The 25,187-nt window shown below is 56.9% G+C and carries 31 protein-coding genes; 16 read left to right on the top strand and 15 right to left on the bottom strand.

What is annotated here, in order from left to right:
* Nucleotides 1-172: 172 nt before the first annotated feature.
* From flgE to AC1DHT_RS28590, 6 genes are all read right to left on the bottom strand, one after another.
* A complete protein-coding gene (gene flgE / locus AC1DHT_RS28615; RefSeq protein ID WP_427545798.1) occupies nt 173-1,501 on the bottom strand; it encodes a flagellar hook protein FlgE in 1,329 nt (442 codons plus the stop codon).
* A 31-nt stretch (nt 1,502-1,532) separates the two neighbouring features.
* Nucleotides 1,533-2,261: a flagellar hook assembly protein FlgD gene (gene flgD, locus AC1DHT_RS28610; RefSeq protein WP_427533063.1), complete on the bottom strand. Its 729-nt coding sequence runs from the start codon at nt 2,259-2,261 to the stop codon at nt 1,533-1,535.
* A 14-nt stretch (nt 2,262-2,275) separates the two neighbouring features.
* The gene (gene flgC / locus AC1DHT_RS28605; RefSeq protein WP_007937507.1) at nt 2,276-2,719 is read right to left on the bottom strand and encodes a flagellar basal body rod protein FlgC; all 444 of its coding nucleotides are present in this window, start codon (nt 2,717-2,719) and stop codon (nt 2,276-2,278) included.
* 3 nt (nt 2,720-2,722) lie between these two features.
* Nucleotides 2,723-3,130 (bottom strand): flagellar basal body rod protein FlgB, encoded by a 408-nt coding sequence (flgB, locus tag AC1DHT_RS28600; RefSeq protein WP_427533062.1) that lies wholly within the window; start codon nt 3,128-3,130, stop codon nt 2,723-2,725.
* A gap of 369 nt (nt 3,131-3,499) precedes the next feature.
* On the bottom strand, nt 3,500-4,327 hold the full coding sequence (cheR, locus tag AC1DHT_RS28595; protein WP_123580156.1) for a protein-glutamate O-methyltransferase CheR: 828 nt from the start codon (nt 4,325-4,327) through the stop codon (nt 3,500-3,502).
* A 45-nt stretch (nt 4,328-4,372) separates the two neighbouring features.
* On the bottom strand, nt 4,373-5,305 hold the full coding sequence (locus tag AC1DHT_RS28590) for a chemotaxis protein CheV (RefSeq protein WP_054593599.1): 933 nt from the start codon (nt 5,303-5,305) through the stop codon (nt 4,373-4,375).
* An 81-nt stretch (nt 5,306-5,386) separates the two neighbouring features.
* Here AC1DHT_RS28590 and flgA point away from each other — a divergent pair, with 81 nt between their 5' ends.
* From flgA to AC1DHT_RS28570, 4 genes are all read left to right on the top strand, one after another.
* Nucleotides 5,387-6,148, top strand: a complete 762-nt coding sequence (gene flgA / locus AC1DHT_RS28585) for a flagellar basal body P-ring formation chaperone FlgA (protein WP_442114448.1) — start codon at nt 5,387-5,389, stop codon at nt 6,146-6,148.
* A gap of 150 nt (nt 6,149-6,298) precedes the next feature.
* Nucleotides 6,299-6,625, top strand: a complete 327-nt coding sequence (flgM, locus tag AC1DHT_RS28580; protein ID WP_427545796.1) for a flagellar biosynthesis anti-sigma factor FlgM — start codon at nt 6,299-6,301, stop codon at nt 6,623-6,625.
* Between the two features lie 48 nt (nt 6,626-6,673).
* A complete protein-coding gene (locus AC1DHT_RS28575; protein WP_427545794.1) occupies nt 6,674-7,141 on the top strand; it encodes a flagella synthesis protein FlgN in 468 nt (155 codons plus the stop codon).
* 95 nt (nt 7,142-7,236) lie between these two features.
* Complete coding sequence (locus AC1DHT_RS28570) at nt 7,237-7,983, top strand: flagellar brake protein (RefSeq protein ID WP_427545792.1); 747 nt, start codon at nt 7,237-7,239, stop codon at nt 7,981-7,983.
* Between the two features lie 57 nt (nt 7,984-8,040).
* On the opposite strand, the gene AC1DHT_RS28565 is transcribed toward AC1DHT_RS28570, so the two are convergent.
* The 4 genes from AC1DHT_RS28565 to AC1DHT_RS28550 form a co-directional block, all read right to left on the bottom strand.
* Nucleotides 8,041-9,429 (bottom strand): MFS transporter, encoded by a 1,389-nt coding sequence (locus AC1DHT_RS28565; protein ID WP_427545790.1) that lies wholly within the window; start codon nt 9,427-9,429, stop codon nt 8,041-8,043.
* 71 nt (nt 9,430-9,500) lie between these two features.
* Entirely contained in the window at nt 9,501-10,742 is a 1,242-nt protein-coding gene (locus AC1DHT_RS28560; protein ID WP_427545806.1) for a glutamine synthetase family protein, read from the bottom strand.
* A 228-nt stretch (nt 10,743-10,970) separates the two neighbouring features.
* The gene (locus tag AC1DHT_RS28555) at nt 10,971-11,663 is read right to left on the bottom strand and encodes a sensor histidine kinase (RefSeq protein WP_427545788.1); all 693 of its coding nucleotides are present in this window, start codon (nt 11,661-11,663) and stop codon (nt 10,971-10,973) included.
* On the bottom strand, nt 11,660-13,264 hold the full coding sequence (locus tag AC1DHT_RS28550) for a response regulator (protein ID WP_427545786.1): 1,605 nt from the start codon (nt 13,262-13,264) through the stop codon (nt 11,660-11,662). Before AC1DHT_RS28550 ends, AC1DHT_RS28555 begins: the two co-directional genes overlap by 4 nt.
* A 465-nt stretch (nt 13,265-13,729) precedes the next feature.
* Here AC1DHT_RS28550 and AC1DHT_RS28545 point away from each other — a divergent pair, with 465 nt between their 5' ends.
* Nucleotides 13,730-14,941, top strand: coding sequence for a phage integrase (locus AC1DHT_RS28545; protein ID WP_477761572.1), 1,212 nt, complete (start codon nt 13,730-13,732; stop codon nt 14,939-14,941).
* On the opposite strand, the gene AC1DHT_RS28540 is transcribed toward AC1DHT_RS28545, so the two are convergent.
* The gene (locus tag AC1DHT_RS28540; RefSeq protein ID WP_477761571.1) at nt 14,938-15,462 is read right to left on the bottom strand and encodes a hypothetical protein; all 525 of its coding nucleotides are present in this window, start codon (nt 15,460-15,462) and stop codon (nt 14,938-14,940) included. The genes AC1DHT_RS28545 and AC1DHT_RS28540 overlap by 4 nt on opposite strands.
* A 116-nt stretch (nt 15,463-15,578) precedes the next feature.
* On the opposite strand from AC1DHT_RS28540, the gene AC1DHT_RS28535 reads away from it, so the two are divergent.
* Nucleotides 15,579-15,779 carry a helix-turn-helix domain-containing protein gene (locus AC1DHT_RS28535; RefSeq protein WP_477761570.1) on the top strand — a complete coding sequence of 67 codons (201 nt, stop codon included), beginning with the start codon at nt 15,579-15,581 and terminating at the stop codon, nt 15,777-15,779.
* A gap of 1,129 nt (nt 15,780-16,908) precedes the next feature.
* Nucleotides 16,909-17,211 (top strand): hypothetical protein, encoded by a 303-nt coding sequence (locus tag AC1DHT_RS28530; protein ID WP_477761569.1) that lies wholly within the window; start codon nt 16,909-16,911, stop codon nt 17,209-17,211.
* A gap of 66 nt (nt 17,212-17,277) precedes the next feature.
* Here the strand turns inward: AC1DHT_RS28530 and AC1DHT_RS28525 are convergent, their stop codons facing one another.
* From AC1DHT_RS28525 to AC1DHT_RS28510, 4 genes are all read right to left on the bottom strand, one after another.
* Nucleotides 17,278-17,604: a hypothetical protein gene (locus tag AC1DHT_RS28525; RefSeq protein WP_477761568.1), complete on the bottom strand. Its 327-nt coding sequence runs from the start codon at nt 17,602-17,604 to the stop codon at nt 17,278-17,280.
* Nucleotides 17,601-17,846 carry a hypothetical protein gene (locus tag AC1DHT_RS28520; protein ID WP_477761567.1) on the bottom strand — a complete coding sequence of 82 codons (246 nt, stop codon included), beginning with the start codon at nt 17,844-17,846 and terminating at the stop codon, nt 17,601-17,603. The genes AC1DHT_RS28525 and AC1DHT_RS28520 overlap by 4 nt, the downstream gene beginning before the upstream one ends.
* Complete coding sequence (locus AC1DHT_RS28515) at nt 17,843-18,028, bottom strand: hypothetical protein (protein ID WP_477761566.1); 186 nt, start codon at nt 18,026-18,028, stop codon at nt 17,843-17,845. The genes AC1DHT_RS28520 and AC1DHT_RS28515 overlap by 4 nt, the downstream gene beginning before the upstream one ends.
* A gap of 140 nt (nt 18,029-18,168) precedes the next feature.
* Entirely contained in the window at nt 18,169-18,399 is a 231-nt protein-coding gene (locus AC1DHT_RS28510; protein ID WP_477761565.1) for a hypothetical protein, read from the bottom strand.
* 233 nt (nt 18,400-18,632) lie between these two features.
* On the opposite strand from AC1DHT_RS28510, the gene AC1DHT_RS28505 reads away from it, so the two are divergent.
* The 9 genes from AC1DHT_RS28505 (at nt 18,633) to AC1DHT_RS28465 (ending at nt 25,033) form a co-directional block, all read left to right on the top strand.
* Nucleotides 18,633-19,295 carry a DUF4145 domain-containing protein gene (locus tag AC1DHT_RS28505; RefSeq protein ID WP_477761564.1) on the top strand — a complete coding sequence of 221 codons (663 nt, stop codon included), beginning with the start codon at nt 18,633-18,635 and terminating at the stop codon, nt 19,293-19,295.
* Between the two features lie 556 nt (nt 19,296-19,851).
* Nucleotides 19,852-20,346, top strand: a complete 495-nt coding sequence (locus AC1DHT_RS28500) for a hypothetical protein (RefSeq protein WP_477749169.1) — start codon at nt 19,852-19,854, stop codon at nt 20,344-20,346.
* A gap of 826 nt (nt 20,347-21,172) precedes the next feature.
* On the top strand, nt 21,173-21,391 hold the full coding sequence (locus AC1DHT_RS28495; RefSeq protein ID WP_477749170.1) for a hypothetical protein: 219 nt from the start codon (nt 21,173-21,175) through the stop codon (nt 21,389-21,391).
* Between the two features lie 755 nt (nt 21,392-22,146).
* On the top strand, nt 22,147-22,563 hold the full coding sequence (locus AC1DHT_RS28490) for a DUF5681 domain-containing protein (protein ID WP_103318683.1): 417 nt from the start codon (nt 22,147-22,149) through the stop codon (nt 22,561-22,563).
* Complete coding sequence (locus AC1DHT_RS28485) at nt 22,560-22,979, top strand: hypothetical protein (protein WP_477761563.1); 420 nt, start codon at nt 22,560-22,562, stop codon at nt 22,977-22,979. The genes AC1DHT_RS28490 and AC1DHT_RS28485 overlap by 4 nt, the downstream gene beginning before the upstream one ends.
* The gene (locus AC1DHT_RS28480; protein ID WP_477761562.1) at nt 22,966-23,184 is read left to right on the top strand and encodes a hypothetical protein; all 219 of its coding nucleotides are present in this window, start codon (nt 22,966-22,968) and stop codon (nt 23,182-23,184) included. The genes AC1DHT_RS28485 and AC1DHT_RS28480 overlap by 14 nt, the downstream gene beginning before the upstream one ends.
* The gene (locus AC1DHT_RS28475) at nt 23,184-24,026 is read left to right on the top strand and encodes a hypothetical protein (RefSeq protein WP_477761561.1); all 843 of its coding nucleotides are present in this window, start codon (nt 23,184-23,186) and stop codon (nt 24,024-24,026) included. The genes AC1DHT_RS28480 and AC1DHT_RS28475 overlap by 1 nt, the downstream gene beginning before the upstream one ends.
* Nucleotides 24,027-24,080: 54 nt before the next feature.
* The gene (locus AC1DHT_RS28470) at nt 24,081-24,443 is read left to right on the top strand and encodes a hypothetical protein (RefSeq protein WP_477761560.1); all 363 of its coding nucleotides are present in this window, start codon (nt 24,081-24,083) and stop codon (nt 24,441-24,443) included.
* A 5-nt stretch (nt 24,444-24,448) separates the two neighbouring features.
* A complete protein-coding gene (locus AC1DHT_RS28465; protein ID WP_477761559.1) occupies nt 24,449-25,033 on the top strand; it encodes a tail assembly protein in 585 nt (194 codons plus the stop codon).
* Nucleotides 25,034-25,187: the final 154 nt, after the last annotated feature.

Here is a 25,187-nt window from a genome sequence, read left to right as displayed (position 1 = left end):
TGGCTAACACTTCCCCTTGCCGGGTGTGTAGAGGACTTTCACCTCCAAGTCACCAGCGTGGCCACCACAGCCAAACTGGTTGCGCTTGCGCGCAACGCGCCATGCCTGGCGCACCCACAAAAAAGCCCCTCTTCCGAGGGGCTCCTTGTGTAGCACTATCAGCCAACCAGCATCAGGTCATCTGAATGATGGTCTGCATGATGGTGCTCTGGGTGGAGATAGTCTTGGCGTTGGCCTGGTAGTTGCTCTGCGCCTTGATCAGGTTGACCAGTTCGTTGGTCAGGTTGACGTTGGACTCTTCCAGGGAGTTGGACTGAATCGAACCCAGCGAGCCAGTGGTTGGCGCGTCATAACCCGGGATACCCGAGGCAAACGTTTCTTTCCAGCTGGTGCCGCCAACAGCTTGCAGACCTTGCTCGTTGGTAAAGCTGGCCAGGGCAACCTGGCCGATCGCCTTGTTCTGGTTGTTACTGAAGTTGGCGAACAGGGTGCCCGTGCCGTCGATGGTCAGGTTAGTGATTTCGCCCGTGGCGTAACCATCCTGAGCCGGGATGGAGCGGGCCGAATCAGCGTTGAACTGTGTGGTGTTAGTCATCGAAATAGTCATGCCGCTAGCGCTTGGCGCCGCGCCGTTGGCCGCCCACACACCGTTGGTGACCTTACCCGGCACCCAGTTGGCCAATGTCACGTTGTTGTTTACGTTAGGTGCCGCAGGCGTCGCCGGTGGTGTTGCCACCGAGACCAGTTTGCCAGCCGTATCGAACGTCATGGTCGTAGCAATCGGGGCGGTGACTTTCGGGTCGCTGCCGGTGGCATCCGGGTTGCGACCGTCTACCAGGGTGTAGGTCTTCCAGGTGTTGGCGCCGGTCTTCACCATGTATTGATCCATGACGTGCGAATTGCCCTGGCTGTCATAAATCGGCGTGCTGAACGATTTGGTGTAGGTGGCGAGGGTGCCCGGGTCGAATTTGTTAGCCGGGAGCGTGTCGTCAATCACCGGAGAAGTCGAGTCCAGGTTGATCGTCGAGGACACGGTCGAAGTGGGTTTTGGCGCCAGGTTCGAGGTGTCGATCTTCAGGTCGGTCAACACACCGCTGATGATCTTGCCGTTGGCATCGGCACCGTAACCCTGCAAACGCGCGGTTTGATCGGTGTTGGTAATGAAACCATCCTTGTCGACCTTGAACGTACCGGCACGGGTATAGGAAATCGAACCGTTATTGCTCAGGGTGAAGAAGCCCGAACCATTGATGCCCATGTCCAGCACGTTACCGGTGTTGTTGATATCACCCTGGGTGAACTGCTGGGATACGTTGGCCAGGTTTACACCGCTGCCGACAACTTTAGAGCCGTTGCCCAGCTTGGTTGCCGAGTAGACATCCGCGAACTCGGCGCGCGAGGACTTGAAACCGGCGGTCGCAACGTTGGCGATGTTGTTACCGGTCACGTCCAGTTGTTTGTTGGCTGCATAGAGACCACTAAGGCCGATATTGAAAGACATATTCCACTCCTTTATGCCGCGTTAGCCGGCTCTATAGACCAATGGTTTGAACTTTGGACAGGGCGATAGGGCCCAGACCTGCAAGATTGAGCATCAGCTCGCCGCCGGTTTGACTCAGGGTCACGCTGTTGACCGTTGCTGGCAGGTAGGTGGCCAGATCGGTCGCCGTGCCGTTGATCGGCGCATTGGCCTTGACGGTATAAGTGCCCGCAGCGACTGCGGCGCCGCTATTGTCGTTGCCATCCCAAGTGAAGCTGGCGCTGCCGGCCGGCCGGTTGCCCAGGTTAAGGGTTCTCACAACCTTTCCGCTTGCATCGCTGATAGTCACGGTGCCATCGGCAATGGACGATGTCAGGTTCACCGAACCGGTCAACCCCTTGCTTGGGTCGCTGATCTGCGCGGTGCTGGTCTGCGCAATGACCGAGCGGCCCACCAGAGAAGAAGCCTGCAAGGCCTGGGAAGAGCTGAAATTACTGGCGAGAGAACTCACAGTCGTATTGAGGGAAGTGATCCCTTCAAGGCTACTGAACTGCGCCAGTTGAGCCACGAATGCGCCGTTGTCCTGTGGCGAAAGCGGGTTCTGGTTCTTCAGCTGGGTCACCAGCAATTGCAGGAACGCGTCCTTGCCCAACGCCTTGCCGCCGGTCGCGCTACTGGTTGCTGCGGAAAGGCCATTCGCGGCCGTACCGGTGCTCTTGACCGAGGAGTTCGCCAGCAGATCGGTCATGCTCAGGCCGCCGGTGGAATCGGTAACGCTCATAAAATCGCCCCTTATCACTGACCGAGGGTCAGGACCTTCTGCATCATGGTTTTGGCGGTGTTCATCATTTCCGCGTTGGTCTGGAACGAACGACTGGCGGAAATCATGTCGGCCATTTCCTCCACCACATTGACGTTGGGGTAATAAACGTAACCCTTGGCGTCAGCCGCCGGATGGTTCGGCTCGTAGCGTGCTTCGAGGTTGCTTTGATCTTCGACTACGCCGAGTACCTGCACGCCCTGCCCTGCGGCATCCTGATTCTGGAACAGCGAATCGCTGCCGCCGGACTGACCGCCCTGGAACATGGTGGCAAACACCGGGTGACGGGCACGGTAGGTCTGATCGATGCTCGAAGAGACGGTCTCGGCGTTGGCGATGTTACTGGCGACGGTGTTCAAGCGAGTGGTTTGAGCACTCATGCCGCTACCGGCAATGTTGAAAACACTGGACAGAGACATGAATTACTCCCCGCGCAGGGCTGATACCAGCCCTTTGAATTTGCTGTTGAGCAGCGTGAAGCTGGCCTGGAAGTCGACCGCGTTTTGCGCGTAGTTCGACTGTTCCAGTTGGGCGTCCACGGTGTTTTGGTCAATCGACGGTTGCATCGGCGTGCGATACAGCAACGACTCCTCACCACTGCTCATACCCTGGGCTTCGATATGACGGCTATTGGTCATGTTCAAAGCAAAGGTGCCGTTCTTGTTCTTGTCGTTCTGGGCGGCCAGCACCGACGAGAAGTCCAGATCCCGAGCCTTATAGTTCGGGGTATCGGCGTTGGCAATGTTGTTGGCCAGGACTTCAGCACGCTGGGCGCGGAAGCCCAGGGCTTGTTCGTGGATACCGAGCGCTTTATCGAAGCTGATGCTCATGTCGGAAACCTTTGGGTGACCTGATTTTTCGTAACAGGGTTATAGCAAGCCCCGTGCCAGCTTCTCAAACCCCGTAAACCGGGGCTTTGCGGGCGACGGCAAAGCGGCAATGCCAGAAAAGCGGCAACAGATTTCCGGCGCCTGCCGCTTTTCTGCCGCTTCCCTCGGCCTGAAAGAACAACACTGCCCCCTGTGGGAGCGAGCCTGCTCGCGATAGCGGTGTGGCAGGTGGCATTGATGTCGACTGACACGACGCCATCGCGAGCAGGCTCGCTCCCACAGGGGGGGCAAGTGCCGGGAAAATGGACAGGCAAAAAAAAGGGAGCCCCTGAGGGCTCCCGTTTTCATGCAGTACCGATTACCGTCCAATCACTTGGCCTGGTAGATGATCCCCGGGCTGCACTGAACCATCTGATAGTGATCCGGTAAACCGTTCAACGCTTCGGAAGCCCCCAGGAACAGATAACCGCCCGGCTTCAGCGTGCTGTGAATCCGCAGCAGGATGTCTTTCTTCACTTCGGCAGAGAAGTAGATCAACACGTTGCGGCAGAACACGATGTCGAACTTGCCGAGACTGGCGTAGCTGTCCAGCAGGTTGAACGAGCGGAACTCCACCCGACTCTTGATCGGTGCCTTGACTGCCCAACGCCCCGGCCCTTTCGGATCGAAGTAGCGTTGCAGACGCTCCGGCGAAAGACCGCGACCGATCGCCAGGCTGTCGTACTCGCCGGTCTTGCAGTTGGTCAACATGGTTCCGGACAGGTCGGTGGCAACGATCTGCACCCCCATCTTCAACTGCCCCATATTGACCCGCTCGAACTCGTCGATCGACATCGACAGCGAATACGGTTCCTGCCCGGACGAGCACGCCGCCGACCAGATCCGCAGGCGCTGCCCGGGACTGGCCTTGATGGACTCAGGCAGCACTTTGTTCTTCAAGACTTCAAACGGATAGGTGTCACGAAACCAGAGGGTTTCGTTCGTCGTCATCGCGTCCACCACCGTCTCGCGCAAACCACTGCGCGGTTGGGTCTGCATCCGCTGCACCAACTCACCCAAGGACTTGATGCCTTGCTGTTCCATCAGTTTGTTGAGACGGCTCGACACCAGATACTGCTTATTCTCACCGAGCAGAATGCCACAGGCTTTTTCCAGGAAGACCCGGAACTGTTCGAAATCCAAATTACCCGTAGACAATGATGCCGCCTCTTAAATCGTGTTGACCGCCAGTAGCGAAGGCCACTAGCTGATATCTGCTGCTTTGATCCGGTCGACTACCCGGGATGCCAGGTCATCAGGACGGAATTTGGCAAGGAAGTCATCGGCACCGACTTTCTTCACCATCGCCTGATTGAATACGCCTGACAACGAAGTATGCAGGATGATATGGAGCTTTTGCATGCGAGGGTCGCTGCGGATCTCGCTCGTAAGGGTGTAGCCGTCCATTTCGGGCATTTCGATGTCGGAAATCATCATCAGAAACTCTTCTTCCGGCTTCTTGCCCTCATCGACCAGTTTGCGCAGGTAATCCAGCGCTTGCCGGCCGTCGTTCAACGCAACAACTTCAACCCCCACCGTCTGCAGGCAACGCGAGACCTGTTTGCGCGCCACCGACGAGTCGTCGACCGTGAGCACTCGCAAGGAAATTGCCTTGTGCTGGGTCTCGGCATCGATCACGCCCACCGAAATCACATCCGACGTCGGCGCAACTTCCGCCAGGACCTTTTCCACGTCGATAATTTCGACTAGCTGATTGTCGACTCGAGTCACTGCGGTCAGGTAGTGATCGCGACCCGTGCCCTTGGGCGGCGGATGGATCTCTTCCCAGTTCATGTTGACGATCCGCTCGACCGACCTCACCAGAAACCCCTGGGTCTTGGTGTTGTACTCCGTGATGATCACAAAGGGATTGCTTTGATCCTGCAACCCGCCTGAGCCGGTTGCCATTGCCAGATCCAGAATCGGAATGGTTGCCCCCCGAATATTCGCCACACCGCACACGACAGGACTGGACTTGGGCATCAGGGTCAGCTTGGGGCATTGCAGCACCTCCCGAACCTTGAACACGTTGATCCCGTAAAGCTGCTGGCCGTCGAGACGGAACAACAACAGCTCCAGGCGATTCTGCCCTACCAGTTGCGTGCGCTGGTTAACCGAATCCATTACACCAGCCATGCCCAGACTCCTACACCAACGCTAAGTGTGTTGCGACGCACATTCATCACTAAACGGCACGGCGCTTGCTTTTTAACTGCCATGAACACAAAAACGACATTTTCCCGACGCCTGACATCAATGTGCCGTAAATTCCTCGGCGCCCTGTCAGCTGTATGCCTGTTGAACGTTGGCAGCCCTGCCTTTGCCGACCCGGTTACCTTGCCTGATCTACTTATCGGCGTCACTCAGGGCTTTCTTGAATTCACCGTAGAAGACTACCTGGCCACCAGTCAAACCGCAGGGCGCTATGAAATCGAAGTCAACAAGCTCGACCCGCGCATGCACATGCCGGCGTGCGACAAGGAATTGACAGCGACATTGGAGAGCCCCGCGATACCTTTGGGCCGGGTTACGGTGAAAGTCCGTTGCGATGGCGCCTCCCCCTGGACGGTCTTCGTACCCGCTCAAGTCCGCCTGTTTCGCGAGGTCGTCACGACCACCCGCCCCCTCAAACGAGCCGGAATCATCGACCCTTCAGATGTGATGCTGCGTGAGCGCGATATCAGCCTGATCAATCAGGGATATCTGACAAACGTCGATCAAGCCATCGGACAAAAACTTGTCCGACCAATGGTCAGCGATCAAGTGATTACGCTTGTTCATCTGGAGCAGGCAGAAGTCGTGCGCAAGGGCGATCAGGTGGTCATCACCGCCCGCAGCGGCACACTGAGTGTGCGAATGCCGGGTGAAGCGCTGTCCAATGGCGGCCTGAGCGAGCAGATCAGAGTCAAAAACCTCAACTCACAACGAGTCATCAAGGCGCAGGTCACGGCAACGGGCCAGGTGGAAGTCGCCATGTAGATAACTGGCGCACAACCGTCCTGTTCCCTAAACTGTGCCTCACGCAGGGCAAATACCGACGTGCCTGGGCTCATTGACTATTGAGCCTAAAGTTTTCCCGGGTATGGCCGAAAACATGGCAAGCGTCCAAATTCCCAGAGGTTTTTTATCATGGTCATCGATTTCAGCCGTTTAAACAGCTCCCCCACGCCCGCAAGCAGCATGCGGACCAGCGTCAGCAAGGACACCGGCGATGCCGGCAAATCCGCGCCGCTGAGCACCTCGACCGAACAGGTCGGTGCCACCCAAAGCGGGGAATCGGTACACCTCAGCAATGAGGCTCAACAGTTGCAGAAGATCACTGACAAGCTGCGCGATCAGCCTGCCGTCGACAGCGCCCGCGTGGCCGAGTTGAAAGCAGCGATTGCCGATGGCAGCTATAAGGTCGACAGCAACCGTGTAGCCAGCAAACTGCTCAACTTCGAAGCCCAGCGCTAGCCAAAGGCCTGCGCCAGGCTTTTGGACGCTTAAAACCCAAGGCCAGCCATGCACGACACTAACTTACTGCAACTGATCACCGATGACTTTGCTCCAGCTCAACAATTGCTGGAGCTGCTGAAGACCGAATCCCTCGCCCTGCACGGCCGCGACATGCCGCTGCTCGAGGATATTCTGGCGCAGAAACAGGCACTGATCATTCTGCTGGAACAGCATGGCCGCAAACGCAGCGAAATTCTCGCGAGCCTGAACCTTCCTGCCAGCCGCGCAGGCCTGGAGCAGCTTGCCGCTCACTCAAGTATTGGCGATCAGTTGCTGACCCAAAGCGACGTCCTGACCCGACTGCTTGCAGATTGCCAAACCGCCAACGAGCTCAATGGCCGCTCGATCCAGGTGCAACAAGCCACCACCGCCAATCAGCTGAAAATCCTTAACGGTGGCGAGCCTCCAACGCTTTATGACGCCCGCGGATCAACCTCCATGCTCGCGAAACCCCGCGCACTCAGTCAGGCTTGAACTCATAAATAAGCGTGCTCTATCAAGGCACCAAACATGCTGGCAGAATGCTAGCTCTTGCGTGTGATCGTATTCTGTCTGGAGATTGATAAACCGTGTTCAACGCCTCAAGCGCGGAAGATGCTCCGCAGCCACCCAAGGTGCTCAGCACCCCGCTGGAAATCACCGGCAACCTGCGGATGCTGCAAGAGAGCCATGATCCCCTGATCATCACGTTCCATGAACGCAGCCAGCGCTTTCAGAGCTACCTGATCGATGTCGATCGCGACAGCAACATGATCGCCCTGGACGAAATGATCCCTCGCGATGGCGAACGCTACCTGCTTGCCGGCGAAGCCTTTCGGGTTGAAGGCTTTCATGAGGGCGTACGCATTGCCTGGGAAAGCAACGGCGCGCTGACCATCGACGAGTCCAACGGCGACCGCTGCTACCGTGGCACGCTGCCCGATGAAGTGGTTTACCACCAGCGTCGCAATGCGTTTCGCGCAGCCTTGAAACTGGCACAACTGGTCAACATCGAACTCGGTGGCGACAAGCTCAAGACGCCTGTCAGTGGCAAACTGCTGGATATCTCTGCGACGGGTTGCAAGCTGCGCTTTGATGGCGACATCACCAGCGGACTTCAATTGGGTCAGGTCTATGAACGCTTCATCGCCGCCCTGCCCTTCGGCAGTATGACCGCACCGGTCGAGCTGCGTTATCTGCACCACGAAGAGAAAATCGATACCACCTTCGCCGGCGTACGCTTTCACAACATGAGCGGACTGGTGCAGCGTCAGGTCGAGCGCTTCGTCTATCAGTTGCAACGCGAAGCGCGCCGCTTCGACAAAGACGACTTCTGATCCAGACGCTTGAAAAAACGGGCAGTCCCTTGCGGTGACTGCCCGTTTTTTTTGCCCCTAAGGCCTGGCCTCGGTAAAGCTTTTCGGATGCTCCGCCCCCGGATCATCAGGCTGCTCATCAGAGCCGCCGACATCCTCAGCGTCGGACTTTGCGTCCCGCTCAGGATCCAGATCAGGGCTCGCGCCATTTTGCATCTGGTCATGCACGACCTGCTCATCGACCCTCGGATCGAGCGCCGCCACCAGTGGCGAACTCGACATGCTGTCCGGCATTGCCACGTGATGCAGCGGCGCGTCTTCCACCTGATGCAGATTGGTCACCGCTTTCGGCCGGATGCGCCAAACCAGCACCACTGCGAAGAAACTGAAGAACGCATACAGCATCTGACTGCCGAACAACTTCATCAGCACACCCGCCACCAGCGGCCCGATGCTCGCCCCCACACCGTATGTCACCAGCAACATGGCCGTCAGCGATACCCGTCGATCGCCTTCGACGTGGTCGTTGGAAAACGCCACCGCCAACGGGTACAGACAGAACTGCACCAGCGAGCAGGCGAAGCCTGCGATAAACAGCATCTCAAGCGGCACCTGCGGCATGATCGCCAACGGCAACGCTGCCAGTGCCAGGCAAAAGGCAAAACTGCGAATCAGCAGCGCCCGATCATAACGATCCGACAACCAGCCCAACGGCCACTGCACCAGCAACCCGGCAAAAATGCAGCTACCCATGAACAGACCGACCTGCTCAGTGGAAAGCCCTTGCTGGGACGCGTACAACGGCGCCAGACCATAGAACGAACCGACGATCAGGCCAGCGCCGAGCACCGTACTGAGGGACTGCGGAACCCGCTTCATGAAAAAGCGCGGCTCCATCGGCGCCGGGTGCAAGGGCGCCGGGTGAATCCGCCGCGTCAGCGCAACCGGCACCAAACACAGCGCAAAACACAACGCCACCAGCATCAGCAGCTCCAGCCCCAGGGACGGGTGCATGACCAGAATCAACTGGCCCAGCACCAGCCCCAGGTACGAAGCGATCATGTAGCCGCTGAACACCACCCCGCGCTGCCTGGCTTCGGCCTGCTCGTTCAGCCAGCTCTCGATGACCATGTATTGGCACATCATGCCCAGACCGACGACCATCCGCAGCACCAGCCACGCCGGTAGCCAGTCGATCAGGCCATGCCCCAGCACCGCCGCACCGACGATCCCGGCACAGGCCGAGTAGGCCCGGATATGACCGACCCGGGCGATCAACCGGTGGCCGATTTTCCCGCCCAGCACCAGGCCGAAATAGTTGGCCGCCATCAGCGCACCGACCCACAGACTGTCGACATGGTCCGCTGCCAGGCGCAAGCCCAGGTAAGTGCTGAGGAGACCCGAGCCGATCAACATCATCAGCGAGGCGAAATAAAGCGCTCGAAAGGATTTCAGGATTTGGCGCATCGGCGTTCCGAGCGGCTCCTTGCAGTGAGTACCGGGCTACCGACAACGATAGCCCGACAGCGACGAATCGGTTAGGCCTGGGCGGCCAAAACACGCCGCTCCCAGGGAGTGATTTCATCAAGAAAACTGCTCAACTCCATGGTCTTCGAAGCGATGTAGCCTTCGATGAACTCCTTGCCAAACAGTTCCTTCGCCAATTGGCTACGTTTCAGACGCTCAAGAGCAGCATGCAAGGTACACGGCAACGACAAACTGTCCGGCACTTCAAACTCGCCCTGAATGGCCGGCGTCGGCTCCAGCTCGTTTTCAATGCCATACAACCCGGCCGCCAGACTGGCGGCAATTGCCAGATACGGGTTGGCATCGGCCCCCGGCAGACGGTTCTCGACCCGACGCGCTTCTGCCGAGCTGGCTGGAATCCGCAAACCCGCCGCCCGATTGTCATAAGACCAACAGGCATTATTCGGCGATGCGTAAGGATGGCACAGACGCTGGTAAGAGTTCACGTTCGGCGCAAACAACGCCGTGAAATCTGCCATCGCTGCCTGCTGGCCACCGATGAAATGACGGAAGATTGCAGTCGGCTGCCCAGCGTCATCGCTGAACACATTTCGGTCCGTGCCCGCCTCGACGATGCTCTGGTGAATGTGCATCGAACTGCCCGGCGTATGCGCCAGTGGCTTGGCCATGCAGACCACGGTCAGGTGGTGCTTGAGCGCGACTTCCTTGAGCAGGTGCTTGAACAGGAATGTCTGGTCGGCCAGCAGCAGCGGATCACCGTGCAGCAGATTGATCTCGAACTGGCTGACGCCCATCTCGTGCATGAAGGTATCGCGTGGCAGACCGAGGGCCGCCATGCATTCGTAGACTTCGTTGAAGAACGGGCGCAATCCGTTGTTGGAGCTGACACTGAATGCCGAATGACCTTCCTCGCGACGTCCGTCCAGCCCAACCGGTGGCTGGAAGGGTTGAGTCGGGTCGGTATTCGGTGCAAAAACAAAGAACTCCATCTCGGTTGCCACCACGGGCGCCAAACCGCGAGCGGCATAACGGGCGATCACCGCTTTCAACTGACCGCGAGTCGAGAGACGCGAGCTTTCCCCGCTCAACTCATCGGCATCGCAAATGGCCAACGCGCGGGGCTGCTTGCTCCAGGGCAGACGGTGAATCTGTTTCGGATCGGCATTGAGCGCCAGGTCGCCGTCGTCACTGCCGTAAAACCGTGCCGGCGGATAACCGCCCATGATGCATTGCAGCAGCACGCCACGCGCCATTTGCAAACGCCGTCCCTCTAGGAATCCTTCTGCGGTCATGACCTTGCCACGCGGCACGCCATTGAGATCCGGGGTGACGCATTCAATCTCATCAATGCCCGTCAATCGCTGTGCGAGTGAACGCTGGCCATCGGTCGTCATGACTCTATCCTTGAAGTTGTGCAAGCCGCGAACGGCGACATGTACAAAATAGGCACCAGCTGTTCGGAATATCAAGCACCGGGACATAAAAATGTCCGACAAAAATGCTGCTCGGCGCGGCGGATATCAGGGCAGGTAAAGATTGAACAACCCGCCTCCCAATGGGCCGCCATTACGGATCTCGGTACGCCCGTGCACGCCGCTGCGCTGATGCAGGCGTGCGATACGCGCGGCGAAATACAGACCAAGACCGGTGCTGCCACTGGCGGGGTTGATGCCCTGCACGAAATCCGCCTGACGCTCGATCATCTGGGGCGGGAAACCCTCGCCGTCGTCATTGATCGATAACAGCAACTGCCCGGTTTCCTCACCGATGCTGATCAACAGCGAATGCCGGGCATGACGAATGGCATTGTTGATCGCATTGGCCAGTACCGTTCCAATCAACTCCCGGTCGAAGAATCCGAGAGGGCTCAAGGGATCGATCTCATAAGTCACTACAATGCCGCGACTCTTGAACACGTCCTGATGCGCCGCCAACTGCGCTTCGATGAAATCGTCCAGCTCGTGATAGTCCGGACGCAATGGCAACTGATTGACGCCGAGCTTATAGAGCCCCAGCAACTGCACCAGCATGCCGTTCAGATGAGCGAACTCATAGTCGATCACGCCCTGCTCGGCGGTGTGCTGCTGAGCCGCAGGCAAGCGCGCAAGCCACTGTCCGTGGGCCTGCATCAGCAACGCCAGGGAGTTCTTCATGTCGTGTACGGTGGAGGCAATCACCGTGGAAAAGTCGAGCCCCTCGTCAACATCATTCATTCGCCAAACGCCTTGCTTCGCAGCTTCTGATAACGCGGATAACGCGCATCGCTCTCGGGCATCATGCCCACCATTTTCAGGCACGTACGGCACTCTTCCAGCAGTGCTGAATCGAGGCTGGCATCGGCCCCATGCAACAGCGATTGCGCCATGTTGAGGGCAATACTGATGTTCTTCGGCTGCAACAACAGTGCACCGCGGAAAAGCTCCCGCGCCTCGGGCAACGCGCCCGCTTTGTAACTGCGCACGCCCTGGCGGTTGAGATCCGCCGCCGCGTTGCCGGAGTTGAGAATCGCCGGGTCGTCGGTCTGCTGGGCAATGCCTTGCATCACCACCGGGTCGTCGCCGTAAATCTCGGCGCAGTTTTTCAACATCGAATTGCCGGCGTCAGCCTGCCCCAGCATCTTCAACTGCTTGGCAACCAGCAACGCCGCTTCGGCGCTCATGAACTGCTCCATGCCATCCAGACGGGCCAGTGCTTGCTCTGTCAGCTTCTCAGCGGTTTCGGCATCGTTGAGCAGCAGGCTGGTGGCCTTCATCAAGCGCGCCCGGATCTGCAGCCCCGGATCGTTGATGTTTTCCTTGGCGACGGCGCTCAGGGTCTGGTTGATCTCCAGTCGAGTGCGGGTATCCAGGCCTTTTTCACTGCCTTTACTGATGAGCGCATGAGCCAGGCCCAGATTGCTTTCAGGGTCCTTGAAACGTGACTGCGCCCCTTGGGAGACTGCTTGACGATAGGCTTTCGCCGCACCTTCGAAGTCTTCGTTGGTCATTGCCAACTTGCCCAACAACGATTGCCTGCGCACCGCCAATGGCGACAGGCGAACGGCCTCTTCCAGCACATTCTGCGCAGCCTTGGTGTCGCCTTCGGCGACCAGCACATCGGCCAGTCCGTCATACAACGCCGGCATCATCGGGAAAGCCTTCAGTGCCTTCTCGTAGACGGCTTTGGCCTGAGCGACCTGGCCACGCTTGAACATCAATCGCCCCAGACCGACATAAGCCCAAGGCAACGGGCGATCCGCCAGAATGCTGTTGTACAAGCGCTCCAGCGCCTCATTCTGATTCATGTCGCGCAGCGCATCGGCACGATAGCGCAGACACAGCGGCGAATAGCGCGGGTCCTGCTTGCACAGCTCAATGCAGGCATTCAGGACTTCAACCGGCTTACCCCGATCCAGCGCCTGCAGAATCGGTTTGAGCAAGGTCTTGCGCTGCTCGAGTCGCTCCAGTCGCTGGGCCAGGCCAGCGCGGTTGAAAGGCTTGGTCAGATACGCATCCGGCTCATGCTCGAGCGCACTGAGCACCATCGCCTGACTGCTCTCGGCGGTGACCATCAGAAACACGCTTTCATGGCTGATCAGCTTCTCGACCATCAGGTCTTCAAGCACCTGCTGACCGTTCTTCTTGCCATCGCCAAGGTGATAATCCTGCAAGATGAAGTCGTAGCGCTTCTGCGCACACATGCGCAGCGCCACCTCACCCGTGTCGGCAGTGTCGACATCCTTGACACCCAGCTCACGCAACATCGACCTGACCGAACTACGGAAATCCGAGAAATCATCGACGATCAAAAAGCTCTTTTGGTGGTACGCCAGCATCGAAGATTCCAGGCAATTAAGAAGATGAACCCAAAGACAAATGCAGGGACCAGCTCAACTTCGCCGCCCATAGGGGCGTCGCGCAGGACAACGGCCCATCGGGTTATCGGCCAGTTGTGGCGTTCCCTTATAGGTGTTGGCAAACAATTGTGGGCTGATGCAGGCGCACTGCAAAAACACCTCAAAAAAAAACCCGCCAGGTAATCCTGAGCGGGTCTTTCGATGTTGTTTTCAGCTACGCAGCGGTCCCGATAATATAAAGAGGTCGGAGCGCGTGAAGAGACATCCTGTGTTAGTGGTGTCCCAGGGCAGGTTCGAACTGCCAACCTTCCCCTTAGGAGGGTCATAAGAGCTCCAGCCCCCGCTAGCCAAACCCCGTATTCATTGGGCTTTAAGTCCGGTTGTGTCCGTCAAAACGACTCCGTATAGTTCTTTTTGCACCCACCATGCACCCACGGGGACAAATTGAAAGAGAAGCTTACGGCCAAACTGCTGGCATCACTGCAGGTCACTGGCAACGGATACGAAGTCCACGATACCACTGTCGGCGGCCTATTCGTGCGAGTGACACCCGCCGGCGCAAAGTCGTATGTCGTGTCCTGGGCCCGCGGCCGCAAGAAGACATTAGGGCGAGTTGGCATCCTTACACTTGATCAGGCCCGAGCCGAGGCAACCCAATATCTTGCTGAGGCGCGGACACTTGGCGAGCCGCTGGCCGTTACCCAAGGCCGCAAAGGCGCCACCCTACCCTCTTTGCGCGAGTTCATCGACGACACCTATATGCCGTGGTTCAAGACGCACCACAAAGGCCACGAAAAAACACTGCACACCCTGAGCAACAACTTCGACGCAATCATGGCTCAGCGCCTCGACGCGATCACCGGCCGCGACCTTGAACTTATCCGCACCGCCTGGATGCAGACCGGCAACAAAGCATCGACGGTCAACCGAAAGATGGGCTCGATCAGCGGCGTTTTCAGTCGCGCTGTTGAGTGGGAGTACATCGGCACACACCCGCTGGCCAAGCTGAAACAACTCAAGGTCGACTCAATGGGCTTGGTCCGTTACCTAGACGCCGATGAGACGAAGCGGCTACGCGAAGCACTAGACGCCAGGCAGGACGAGATCCGGGCCGAGCGTGAGAGCGCGAACAAATGGCGATTTGACCGGAACAAAAAGCAGCTCCCAAGCCTTCACGATCTGCCATTCACCGATCACCTGAAGCCGATGGTTCTCGTGTCGCTGAATACCGGCATGAGACGCGGCGAGCTATTCGATCTGAAATGGTCGGCGGTGAATTTCGAAACAAAGACCATCACCGCCGCCGGCGACACGACCAAGACGAGCGACACGCGACACATTCCAATGAACAAGGAAGCCGTGAGCGTTTTGGAGAGCTGGAAAAAGCAGGCCGGCAAATCTCGGTACGTATTCCCAAGTCAGGAAGGCGGCCGCCTTGAGGACGTTAAAAGCGCCTGGCTCAAGCTGCTGGAGCGAGCCAAGATTGAGGGCTTCCGCTGGCACGATATGCGACACGACTTCGCGTCACGCCTGGTGATGGCCGGTGTGCCCCTCAACACGGTGCGGGACCTGCTGGGGCACGCCGATATCAAAATGACTTTGCGCTACGCTCACCTGGCACCAGGGACAAAAGCTGCGGCAGTCGAGCTTCTCTAGATCTCCGGCCTGATCATACGAAGCCAAACTTCGTAATCAACGACAATCGGCTTGTTCGCCTCGATAAACTTTGCGTAAGCGAACAGGTCCGCCCACTCCTCACGAACCTTCTCAAGATTGAGTGAGGCTTTATGGTAAACGTCCCGATGAGAAGCGCGCTTTCGGACGTCCTCGAAAATATCCACGTCTCCTTTAAATCTCTCGCTCGTGGTCTCGACGTACACAAGGTAAGTCTCTTTATCGACAAGATCCGGGCTCACATTCGCAAGCCTTAGCTTGAAAATGATTGGGTCAGGGTCCCACAGCCAACTAATGATGGTTGACACTGGGACTTTGCTTCTGTCGCCAGAGAGGCTGCGAAGCGGAGACTCGATATTCACTTCCTCGAGCGCGCGCTCAATCAGCTCCTCGACCGCTTCAACAATTTTTATATTTTTAACCCTTGCATACAACTCCAGGCCATCCCGGAGGTGAGGCGCAACCCTGGCCGAGAGCACGACTTTTTTTGACCGATTTGACATTGATGGGCCTCGACTCGTCTACAAACTTTTTGCTTGCAGATCGTGTTACTTACAAATAGGATGCTTACGTCCGGACAAGTATCATACAGTCCGCCCCATCGATCAAGGACCAACGAATGAACCACCCAGAACAAATGGCCCCTTTAGCTGTAAGCGTCGAAGACGCAGCACGTGTAGTTGGCTACTCCAGGTCTGGCGTTTATGAACTGATCGCCGCTGGCGATTTGAAGGCTTTCAAGCTTGGCCGGCGGCGCCTGATCCTGATGACGGAGCTCAAGGCTTGGATCGAGCGCGCAGCGAAAGAAGGTGCGCGGTGATCGCGATAACGGTCCAGGGAGCAACACAGGAATGGATTCAAATTGGAAGACTGCCCCCAGAGTTGGGGTCAGTGAAAAGAAGTGTCGAGCCAGTGCTACCAACACTGACCCGACATACCACACCAGAACGCTTTGAGGGCAAGCCGATGAGGCCGACGAAGAATATCACAATCCACTTGAGCGATAAGGCAGGCAAGGTGCTCGGCCGTCTTACTCTGCCCGCTAGGACTCTGCTGGTTGACCTCCCTGACACGATACGCCGCCCTGGGGAAAAAGGGCTTGAGGCAGGTACATACTGGACCTGTCAGTCCACGGAACCATGCCGCACACCTTACCGGGTGGCGAATTACATCCTGATGCGCGAAGCGTCGTAACCATCGAATAGCAGGGGGGGGCCTCCTCAGTTTTGAGGAGCCCCCCCCTGCGCCCGTCTGTGAGTTGTTGAATGGCGAAGAAAAAGCCAAGACTAGACCGCGGCCCGACGGGCGCCTTTGCTGGGCCGTCGCGCCTTGCTGTGAGCCACTGAATGACCAAGAAGAGTCGCTTGCCTTTCGACAAGGCTGGAGGCGTCGTGGTGACACAGCGCCGCCTGCTTTCTTCGTCTACATACCTTGGCCTGAGCGCTCAGGCGAAGGTGCTCATGACGCTCATGCAGCGCCATTGGACGCCCGCAGGACCGATAGGCTTCGGTGTCCGCCAAGCTCAGGCTGAGATTCCATGTTCACGGACATTGGCGCTAAGAGTTTTCGATGAGCTTGTCGAGGCGGGTTTTATAGTGCTTGTCGAAGAAAGCCTGTTCTGCTCTCGCACACAATCGAAGACTCGAACCTGGCGTTTGACTTGGATGCCATGCTGGAACAATCGGGCACCCACGAACGACTGGGAAGGACGTCGAGTTTCAATTTCTACCGGTCCATAAATGATACCTCTGGCTATTACACAGGTATCAAATATGGACCATTGGAGCCATTTATCAGGCCCACAGGTACCATTTTTAGTACCTGTGGACGCCTTTTACTGGGGATACAGGTACCAAATATGGACCACTCCTACGTAAACCATACACCCAGCTATTTCCATCGCGCTTTGAGAGGATCATGCAGTGGGCATTAAAATGAAGAGGCACCAGATGCGCGCCGCGATGCAGGACAACTTCATTCTCTACGACTCAGTGGTTCAAAGTGCGGAATGGCGAAAGATGCCGGAGGCCTCCTATGGCGTGCTGTGGGATCTAATCCTTCAAGTGTACGAGCCTAGGCCGAGAGAGCTCCGATTCACCAAGATAGACGCCAGGATTGGATCACCGCTCAAGGTCCGCAAGGCCCTGGCTGACCTAGTTGACCGTGGCTTGATTGTCCAGACACTAACCAAGCCAAACCGGTACGCGCTCAACTTCCCGCCCTACTCGGAATATCTGCAGCCCGGTCGCTGAAACGAAATTGGGCACCACCCTGTTGCGGGGTAGTGCCCTGGTAACCACTGTGGGAATTGCAGTTTGTCAGTCAGTGTCTGCGGGAGCGAACGGCTCGGCCCCATCACGCAGCGCGCGAAGCCCAATTACCGCCGCCCTGGCCACCCGATCGATGAAGCCAGTTTCAAGGCTTGTGCACCGCCCGCCCATGCCCACGATGGCAAATTGAATGGCGTGAAACGCTTCGGTTTCATCGTAGGCGGCCAGCTCCGAGACCTCGCCCTCGAAACAGGCGATACCCTTTGCCCAGTCCGCCGGCACTCCCCGGTTGTAGAGAGGCCAATTGATGAGCCGGCCCCCGTCGTCGCGCGTCGTGAAGCTCAGGTCGTCACGGCTTTTAATCTGCGCGCTCACTTGGCCACCTCCGCGGCATCCAGTACCGCCTGCATCTTCCCGACCTCGCTATCAACGTAATTCGCCCAGTCGTAACCCAGGAAGCCGCCGAGGTTCGCCAGTTCCTCAATGTCGTGCGACTTACCGTGCTTCATGTCCTTGATGATGGAGTTGAACAGCACTCGCATGTGATTGATACGTTCCTGGGTAGCGCGCAGCAGATCGAGCGCATCGTCGGCGATGTTGGCGGGGGTCTGGCTCATTGGACACCCCCAGCGATAATTCCGCTGATTGGAGCGGAGCAAGGCACCACCTTCACGCTGATAGCGTCCAGCATTTTCAGCGAGCCCAGATCGGTCAACTTGATACTGTCCGGCAGCTTCATGGTGCCAATGATTTCCCCACGCGCATCGAGGATTTGGATGATATTCTGTTTAAATTGCATGACGTGTGCCTCTAAGCGTCGTCGTGTGATCGCCGGGCCGCTGTTGACGCAGCGGCCTGGCACCTTTTCTGTGACGGCCCAGTTCTGGACCATCAATGAGCGGAAACTTCCGCCAATCTACATACGGGATTTCCCCGCAACTACTGCTTACCCTTCTCGCTGATCCAGCCTGCCGCCCAGCTCAAGGGGTCTTTAGTCCCCATCGGCTTCAAGGGCTTACCCTCTCGCGCCGCCTGCCTGCCCGCCTCCTCTGTTTCCGTGTGAATCCATACCGTTGTGTGCCTGAATCCCGCCTCGCGCTGACGCTCCTTGAAGAGCCTTTGCCGATCTGCCGCAGAGAGCGGCTGCTTTGGTTTGTCCTGTTCTTTCATGCTGCCACCGTTACCACTCACAATTGATTCATAATGCACTAGCGTGAGTGGTAACACAATGAGAGAGCGCAAAATAATTGGAGGCCCCGTCGGCGCAGGGAACGACACCCTTTCGGTCTTAGATCCGGAAGTGGTCGGGTCGAGGGAGACCACTCGATTGCGAATGCTAACGTCGCAGGCTCGGGCTAGTATCTGCCCGGGGGATCGGCCCCTACTTGGAGAAGGAATTCGAAATGACGAAGCTGTTCGAAAAGCGGTTCTCTGAACTCGCAGAGCAATTGGAGGCAATCGCGGCGTCCAAGACGACTGCAGCCAGCCCAATAACAGGGGCACCCTCGACATACGTTGACCAAAATGCGCTGCTCAACTGGAAAGTCAAAGCAAAAACGCTGCTTACCAATACGTGCGGGGAATCGTCGCCGCAACTGGTCAGTTTCATCGCCGCTGAGAGAGCACCAGGCTTCGTAACCAACTACGAAATTCTGAAACAACTCAGGGCAGTATTTCTTGCCGTTAAGGAGGATTTCGAGGGCGGGCATCTAAATTCGCTTCGAAACCTGGTGCAAGCCGAAGTATTCACAAGCGAGCTAGAACAGGCCGAACAGTTGCTCTCCTCGGGATACGCCTCTGCTGCCGCAGTCATTGCTGGTGTGGTGCTCGAAACAACTGTGCGTAATCTTTGCACTGACCGCGAAATAGCACATGGAAAGCTCGACAAGATGAATGCTGATTTGGCAAAAGCTGGCGCTTACAATTCAATCCAGCAGAAGCGTATAACGGCGATGGCAGGCATACGGAATGCTGCGGCTCACGGCAATACAGATGAATTCAATCCTGCGGACGTCAGGGGGATGATTGATGACGTCGAGCGCTTCCTCGCCACAACCCTTCAATGATTGTTAGTGGGAATGATGTACTCAGTTTTGAGTACATCTCCATCACCAGGTAAAAGCCCTTCGGTACCTCGCTTCAACAGTGGAAGATCGCGTTGTGTGACGTTTTGGTCTCACTGATCGGCGAAGTTTTCCGCTGATCGGCTGGCCAAGGGTCAGATCTCAAATCCGACCCTTCTGGATTTCAAATCCAAAAGCGTGATGGTCCAAAACTGGGCCATCGTCGGCGTGCTCAAATCTGAGTACACCTCCACTGCGGTAGGCACAGGTGAGGGAGCCCCCCCTCACACCGTCAGTAGCATTCATCGAAATCGGGCCGTCGATCTTAAGACGACACATTTACTCGACACCCATTCGAATTAAAACTATTTTTTATATTCCAATCAAATCTATCAGCCAACAACATCCGATACTAAATATGTTGAGGCAGGTTTTGAAATCATGAGCATATCGATGATATCCAAAGGATTGAAGCGCCACCCTCATGCAAGCCCTCACTTAACTTGCCCTCACATAAAAGCCAACAACAATGCCTTCCGCAAATCTCATGGAGCTAAAAATGATAATCAAGGCAGATCAGAAAGCAGGCTGGCAAAAACTCGGTACCATTACATCCGAATACACAACCAAGGGCTTCGTCATAGGCGTTTCAGGCATGTGGTGCTTTAACACAAACGAAAGAGAAGGGAGAACTTGCAATGCTGATGGCCGGAGCGGTGCTGGCAATTACTGGCCAATGAAAGTACCTGGCGAGACCAGTTATATTCTTCATGATCAAGATGCAGTCCTGGGGGAGTTGGTTGGGAGGATCGGAGATAACGGCCAGCCGTTTAGAATTGGTAAACACCATTCTGGGACTTTCGCTGCTAGTGACATCGGCAAAGATATTTTTGTCAGCATGAATCATGGTTGGTACACAGTAAATAGTGACGGAACTGTAGATGCCAATATTTGGGTTAAACCTGACCCACTACCAGACCCGGTAGAGGAAGGAAAAAAGCGTACAGAAGCGTATTTGTCTGGGCATTTGTACGAAAAAGACTGGAATCACTAACAGTCCTTTAGAGTGTTTATAAATCGTCAGCAACTATGAGCTGGTACGGCGATTCTATTGAGCGCTCTCCAGATGCACTCAGTTTTGAGTGCATCTCTCCCACCAGGTAAAAGTCCTGCAATACCAAACCCCAACTAGTTGAATATCACGCAGCCAGTGCAATCGGCGGAACAATTCACCTATCTCGCGCATCATCAGGCGTTCAAACGAACCGCGCCGACCGCACGAAAGTGTGCCGTTATCCTCCCCCATAACGTTAACCCACCGTTATCTAACGTTGGCCAGCCCCAGGCGTGTAGACCCGTCCACCGATAAGGGTGTCTGCCGGTATCAAATACGCAAATCGAGGGTATTTTCCCTACGGGGACACTTCGAGGCATCTGGTATGCGACACGCTTTCAGTATTCGCAAAACGTGTCGCAAAAGGCACCTTCTCAGCGGATTTTTCTCGCGTAGCCTTTCTTGACAACGAGCCCTATGTAGCTATTTAGCCCTCTACCGGCTCTCGCTAATCGATGCATTTCCGAGATAGATCCAGCTCCTGCACTTTGATTTGTGTACAGGTACTGCGACCGGTCATTGAATTCGACCGTGATAGATCCATTCGCTATTTCAAATGCCGCCACACTTGAGTCTCCACCCAGGTTCTTATAGCGTTCCATCGTCGTTCCCTTGAGTAAGTGGTTTCATGGGCAGGCCAACTATTTGCCCTGCACTCATGACGCTAGTCTAGGATCTGGGCATCTCCAAATTATGGACTGCATAACGTCGACGCTTTCGTCGCAAACCGTCCCTGCTACCCTTCGAGCTCACATGGAGGAATGCAATGAACAATACAATGATCGCCGGCCTGCTCAACGCACTGAATCAAAACCAACTCGCCCTGGGCGCCGCGGTTGAAGAGCTCTCCAACTGGGTCGAGCAGCGCGGATCGGCAGACGTTGCTGAGAATGTCCGTGGCGCCCTCTCCACTCTGGATGAGAACCTGGAGTTCATCAGAGACGGAATCACGGAGCTTTCAACCTCGGGCCGACCACGCACCTGACAGCAGGCTGGAGCAGGCGCGATTTAATTGTGATCATGGCTCACATTTGAGCCATCCGGAGCAAAGTGAGATTCCGTCACCTTGCCCCCAATTGCATCCCGGCTGGTTTCGCGAGCAGATCGTAAAAGCCCTTGGAGATTGTCCGCGACACGTTTTCAAAATTCGCAAAACGTGTCGCGACACCTGCCCTACCGAAATGGGAGGCCAGGTTTGTTGCCGGGCATCCAACTCAAAGCGAATTCCCACCAACGGTGGATATTCCTCAAATTGAGGATGAGCCCCTGCGCGCTCCTGCATCGGATTCACCCCCCTCTGAGACTTGGATGGATTTGAGATCCGACCAACTTCTTCAGGTTGAGGGCAGACGACTGAGCTGAAAACTCAGTCCCGTATCACTTTGCCTACCTCTGACTTACTGCAACAAAAACGCCCTCCTCGATCCGCTGCAAACCAACTATTTCAGTCCCATTTAATCCGGTTGCGTGTAGCACTTTATGTGCACCTAAAAAGCACTGGATAAATGATCAGATCATGCCTAATGTGAGTTTTTTGAGCCATTCAAAACCCATTCGAGGCCACCTGATGAACACAGCCAAGCCCGCCCGAGGACGCCAGCACAGACCGACCCGCTCTGAAGTCGCTGCGGCCTGGGGTCAACTTCGAGACGCTGCCGCCAAGGGAAGCGTTCAAGCATCCGCGCTGCTGATCGCCCTTGCTGAAAACAAGCCGGTCATTGCCATGGAATCCCCTACCGCATGACTGATCGCGACAAATCGGGCAAATGGAAGCCCGGCCAATCCGGCAACCCTGGCGGTCGCTCCGGAGAAACTCAGGCCATCCGCGCCAAGTTGGCCAAGGGTGCAACAGCGGTGACTACGAAAGTGCTTGAGGCGGCAAAGGGCGGCGATATGCAGGCGTGCCGATTGATCCTTGAACGCCTGGTGCCGCCGATCAAGCCGACCTCCGAGCCCGTGCAATTCGAACTCGACGACACCGATCTACCCAGCGCCGCCCGCTCAATCCTGCGCGCCGTTGCCGCCGGCCAAATTGCGCCCGACCAGGGCAAATCGCTCATTGAAGGCTTGGGCGCTGTCGCCCGGGTGATCGAGGTTGCCGAATTGCAAAAGGCCGTCGAAGAACTCCGCGAGCAGATGGAGGGAATGCAGCGATGAGCTTGAAAGCGTTGAAGGCCGAGATCAAACGCATTGCCGAAAAGATGGGCATCGACGAAGAGATGGTGGTGCTGATCGTGCTGGCTGTCGTGAATGCCAGCATGACGCCTATGGACCTGCCTGAGACCGTCGGCCACATCGTCAACTACCGCATTAACGGTCTGAACGTATCGCTCTACTTCCCCTTCTGCGAGATGAACAGCGTCGAAGCCGAAGAGGTGGCCAGGGCGATGATCCTGCACGTAATCGATGTTGAGCGCCCGCGCCGTCCGTATCAGGTCGGCATCATGGATATGCAGCCATTCCCACCAGCAGGCGCCTGGCAGTTACAGCGACCTCCTGAGGGCATCAGCCTGTCGGACTACGTGGCCGACCAATACCGTCAAATTATCGAGGCTCGCAATGAGCATCCGTAGCCAGATCGCCAAGCTGCGGCAACAGACCGGCAGCACTCAGCTCAACAACGACGTGCGAGAAATCAGCGACCTGATGGACGAGTTGAGCGCCGCGGCCGCCGGCGGCGGAAGCCCACGAGGGGAAATCTCTCTCGACGAGATTTTCAACGACACCCAACACGCACACGGGGCCGAGCAAGGCCCACACAACCAAAAGGTATCCTAATGAAGATTGGTAAAAGAGCAGTTCTCCGCGTTGGCCTGACCAACGTCCATTACTCCGAATACGACCATTCGCACATCGAGTCGCGCACGTTCTCAGTCCAGCAGCCGGACGGCAGCAAGGGTACTTGGCAGGCAGGCGGGCTGATGAAGTCCGCTCGCAAACTCCAGATGCTCGCCCTGGAGACGTTCAAGGACGCCGGGGAAGACATCATCTCGATCCGTGCCAACAAGGACTTCAACGCAGCCGCAATTGAGCGCCTGAGCAAGGAGAAGATCGAAGGTCTGACGGCCGCCCTGCTGCCGGCCATGCAAACCGTCGCCAAAGATATGTCCACCTTGGCTGAAACTGTCACTCGGGGCTTCTCACCGGTCAGCCAACGCGCCAACACCGACATCGTAGGCTTCCTGGCTGATCAAGAGCTCCGCTCCCTCGTTCGGGGCCTGAGCACCGACGACCGTCGCAACCTGATGGCCGAAGCGCGCCTGGGCAATCATCCCGAAATCGTAGAGGCCGTCTTGCGAGCAAACCCGATGCTCTCCGGCCTAAATGCAGAATCGGCCGCCGGCCTGTCCCGAGCGGGGATCGCGGCCTCTCGTGCCGATGACGTGGAAGCGCTGCGCCAAATGCTGGCGGTCTATGACGACGTGCTGACAACCACCTCTCAAGTCGGCGTCTCGCTCAGCGGCCTCGTTGCGAACTCTGCTGGTTATGCCAATCGCTTTGAAAAGTGGCGGTCGGGTTGTGATGGTTCTGAGGCATTGCGTGAATGGCTCGGCAAGTTGCCTGCACGCCCTCAGCCAAAAGCTGATGCCGCAGCCACTGAAGAACCTGAAGCCGCCTAATTAGCGCGCCCCGTGGTCGTCGATGCACGACCACCTAGGGCGCAGGAGTACACCGTGACCACCTATCAAGAACGCTACGCCGAAGCATGCAAAACACACCGTTTTGATTCATACCCTCTGAAACAGGGACCAGATTCTGGATATCTGGTTTGGGACGTCCAGCACGTTCGCGACGGACAGAAGGTGACCATCGACGGCCCGTTCTTCACCGAGGACGAAGCGCGGGTCTCGGCCGATCTGCTGCGCGGTACATTCCGAGGTGCCAGGGCCTACCAGGTGATCTATGACCGAATTTGGAACTACGACCCACAGCGCGAACAGGTGACATTCGATCAGGCGCGTATGTCTCGATCCCTGCTCGCCATTCGCCTGGGCGTGAAAGTACCCACAAACAGCGCCACGGGCGCACTGGAGTAAAAGCGATGGCAATGGCCACCAACTACGGCAGCAAGACTCGAATCTTGCTCAGCGGTTCGGCCGCGAAGTTGTTCGGGCGTGAACACACTTACGAGTTGTCGACCGGCGACGTGCGCGAGGCGGTAAAGGCGATCGACGTAAACCATCCAGGCTTCGCACGGTATCTCGCAACCGCTAAGCAAATGGGGCTTGAGTTCGCGATTTTTCGAAACCGTAGGAACGTCGACGAAAAGGAACTGGCGCTGGGCGGCGCGAAGGAAATACGCATTGTGCCGGTGGTTTGTGGCAGCAAGCGCGCCGGGCTCTTGCAGACCATCATTGGTGTCGCGTTGATTATCGCCAGTCCGTTTACCAATGGAGCGACACTCGCACCTGGTATTGCCATGGTCGCCGGCGGCGTTATTCAAATGCTCAGCCCCCAGGCCCGAGGCCTTAAAACCAGTGCGGCCCCAGAAAATCATCCGGGATATGCATTTGGCTCCGCCAAGAACACCACAGCAAGCGGTAATCCGGTGCCTCTCTGCATCGGTCATMGGCGYTGGGGTGGTGCAATCATCAGCGCRGGAATCTACGCAGAGGACCAGGTATGAACGCCTCACAGTACAACCAGATCAGAACCATYAAGCTCTATGGCCAGTTGCGCCAATTTGGGAAGTCTTACCAGCTCGCCGTGCGCACCCCTGCCGAGGCCATCAAAGCGCTTTGTGTGCAGCTGCCGAGGCCATCAAAGCGCTTTGTGTGCAG

Source organism: Pseudomonas sp. 05N432 (assembly GCF_056396945.1).
This window is presented reverse-complemented; position numbering and strand designations above follow the sequence as displayed.

Bases quoted from the DNA above. Each gene is read 5' to 3' on its own strand.
- flgE (WP_427545798.1), bottom strand. From the start codon at position 1,501: ATGTCTTTCAATATCGGCCTTAGTGGTCTCTATGCAGCCAACAAACAA.
- flgD (WP_427533063.1), bottom strand. From the start codon at position 2,261: ATGAGCGTTACCGATTCCACCGGCGGCCTGAGCATGACCGATCTGCTG.
- flgC (WP_007937507.1), bottom strand. From the start codon at position 2,719: ATGTCTCTGTCCAGTGTTTTCAACATTGCCGGTAGCGGCATGAGTGCT.
- flgB (WP_427533062.1), bottom strand. From the start codon at position 3,130: ATGAGCATCAGCTTCGATAAAGCGCTCGGTATCCACGAACAAGCCCTG.
- AC1DHT_RS28590 (WP_054593599.1), bottom strand. From the start codon at position 5,305: ATGGCTGGTGTAATGGATTCGGTTAACCAGCGCACGCAACTGGTAGGG.
- flgA (WP_442114448.1), top strand. From the start codon at position 5,387: ATGAACACAAAAACGACATTTTCCCGACGCCTGACATCAATGTGCCGT.
- flgM (WP_427545796.1), top strand. From the start codon at position 6,299: ATGGTCATCGATTTCAGCCGTTTAAACAGCTCCCCCACGCCCGCAAGC.
- AC1DHT_RS28575 (WP_427545794.1), top strand. From the start codon at position 6,674: ATGCACGACACTAACTTACTGCAACTGATCACCGATGACTTTGCTCCA.
- AC1DHT_RS28565 (WP_427545790.1), bottom strand. From the start codon at position 9,429: ATGCGCCAAATCCTGAAATCCTTTCGAGCGCTTTATTTCGCCTCGCTG.
- AC1DHT_RS28560 (WP_427545806.1), bottom strand. From the start codon at position 10,742: ATGACCGCAGAAGGATTCCTAGAGGGACGGCGTTTGCAAATGGCGCGT.
- AC1DHT_RS28555 (WP_427545788.1), bottom strand. From the start codon at position 11,663: ATGAATGATGTTGACGAGGGGCTCGACTTTTCCACGGTGATTGCCTCC.
- AC1DHT_RS28550 (WP_427545786.1), bottom strand. From the start codon at position 13,264: ATGCTGGCGTACCACCAAAAGAGCTTTTTGATCGTCGATGATTTCTCG.
- AC1DHT_RS28540 (WP_477761571.1), bottom strand. From the start codon at position 15,462: ATGTCAAATCGGTCAAAAAAAGTCGTGCTCTCGGCCAGGGTTGCGCCT.
- AC1DHT_RS28535 (WP_477761570.1), top strand. From the start codon at position 15,579: ATGAACCACCCAGAACAAATGGCCCCTTTAGCTGTAAGCGTCGAAGAC.
- AC1DHT_RS28530 (WP_477761569.1), top strand. From the start codon at position 16,909: ATGCGCGCCGCGATGCAGGACAACTTCATTCTCTACGACTCAGTGGTT.
- AC1DHT_RS28520 (WP_477761567.1), bottom strand. From the start codon at position 17,846: ATGAGCCAGACCCCCGCCAACATCGCCGACGATGCGCTCGATCTGCTG.
- AC1DHT_RS28515 (WP_477761566.1), bottom strand. From the start codon at position 18,028: ATGCAATTTAAACAGAATATCATCCAAATCCTCGATGCGCGTGGGGAA.
- AC1DHT_RS28510 (WP_477761565.1), bottom strand. From the start codon at position 18,399: ATGAAAGAACAGGACAAACCAAAGCAGCCGCTCTCTGCGGCAGATCGG.
- AC1DHT_RS28505 (WP_477761564.1), top strand. From the start codon at position 18,633: ATGACGAAGCTGTTCGAAAAGCGGTTCTCTGAACTCGCAGAGCAATTG.
- AC1DHT_RS28500 (WP_477749169.1), top strand. From the start codon at position 19,852: ATGATAATCAAGGCAGATCAGAAAGCAGGCTGGCAAAAACTCGGTACC.
- AC1DHT_RS28495 (WP_477749170.1), top strand. From the start codon at position 21,173: ATGAACAATACAATGATCGCCGGCCTGCTCAACGCACTGAATCAAAAC.
- AC1DHT_RS28490 (WP_103318683.1), top strand. From the start codon at position 22,147: ATGACTGATCGCGACAAATCGGGCAAATGGAAGCCCGGCCAATCCGGC.
- AC1DHT_RS28485 (WP_477761563.1), top strand. From the start codon at position 22,560: ATGAGCTTGAAAGCGTTGAAGGCCGAGATCAAACGCATTGCCGAAAAG.
- AC1DHT_RS28480 (WP_477761562.1), top strand. From the start codon at position 22,966: ATGAGCATCCGTAGCCAGATCGCCAAGCTGCGGCAACAGACCGGCAGC.
- AC1DHT_RS28475 (WP_477761561.1), top strand. From the start codon at position 23,184: ATGAAGATTGGTAAAAGAGCAGTTCTCCGCGTTGGCCTGACCAACGTC.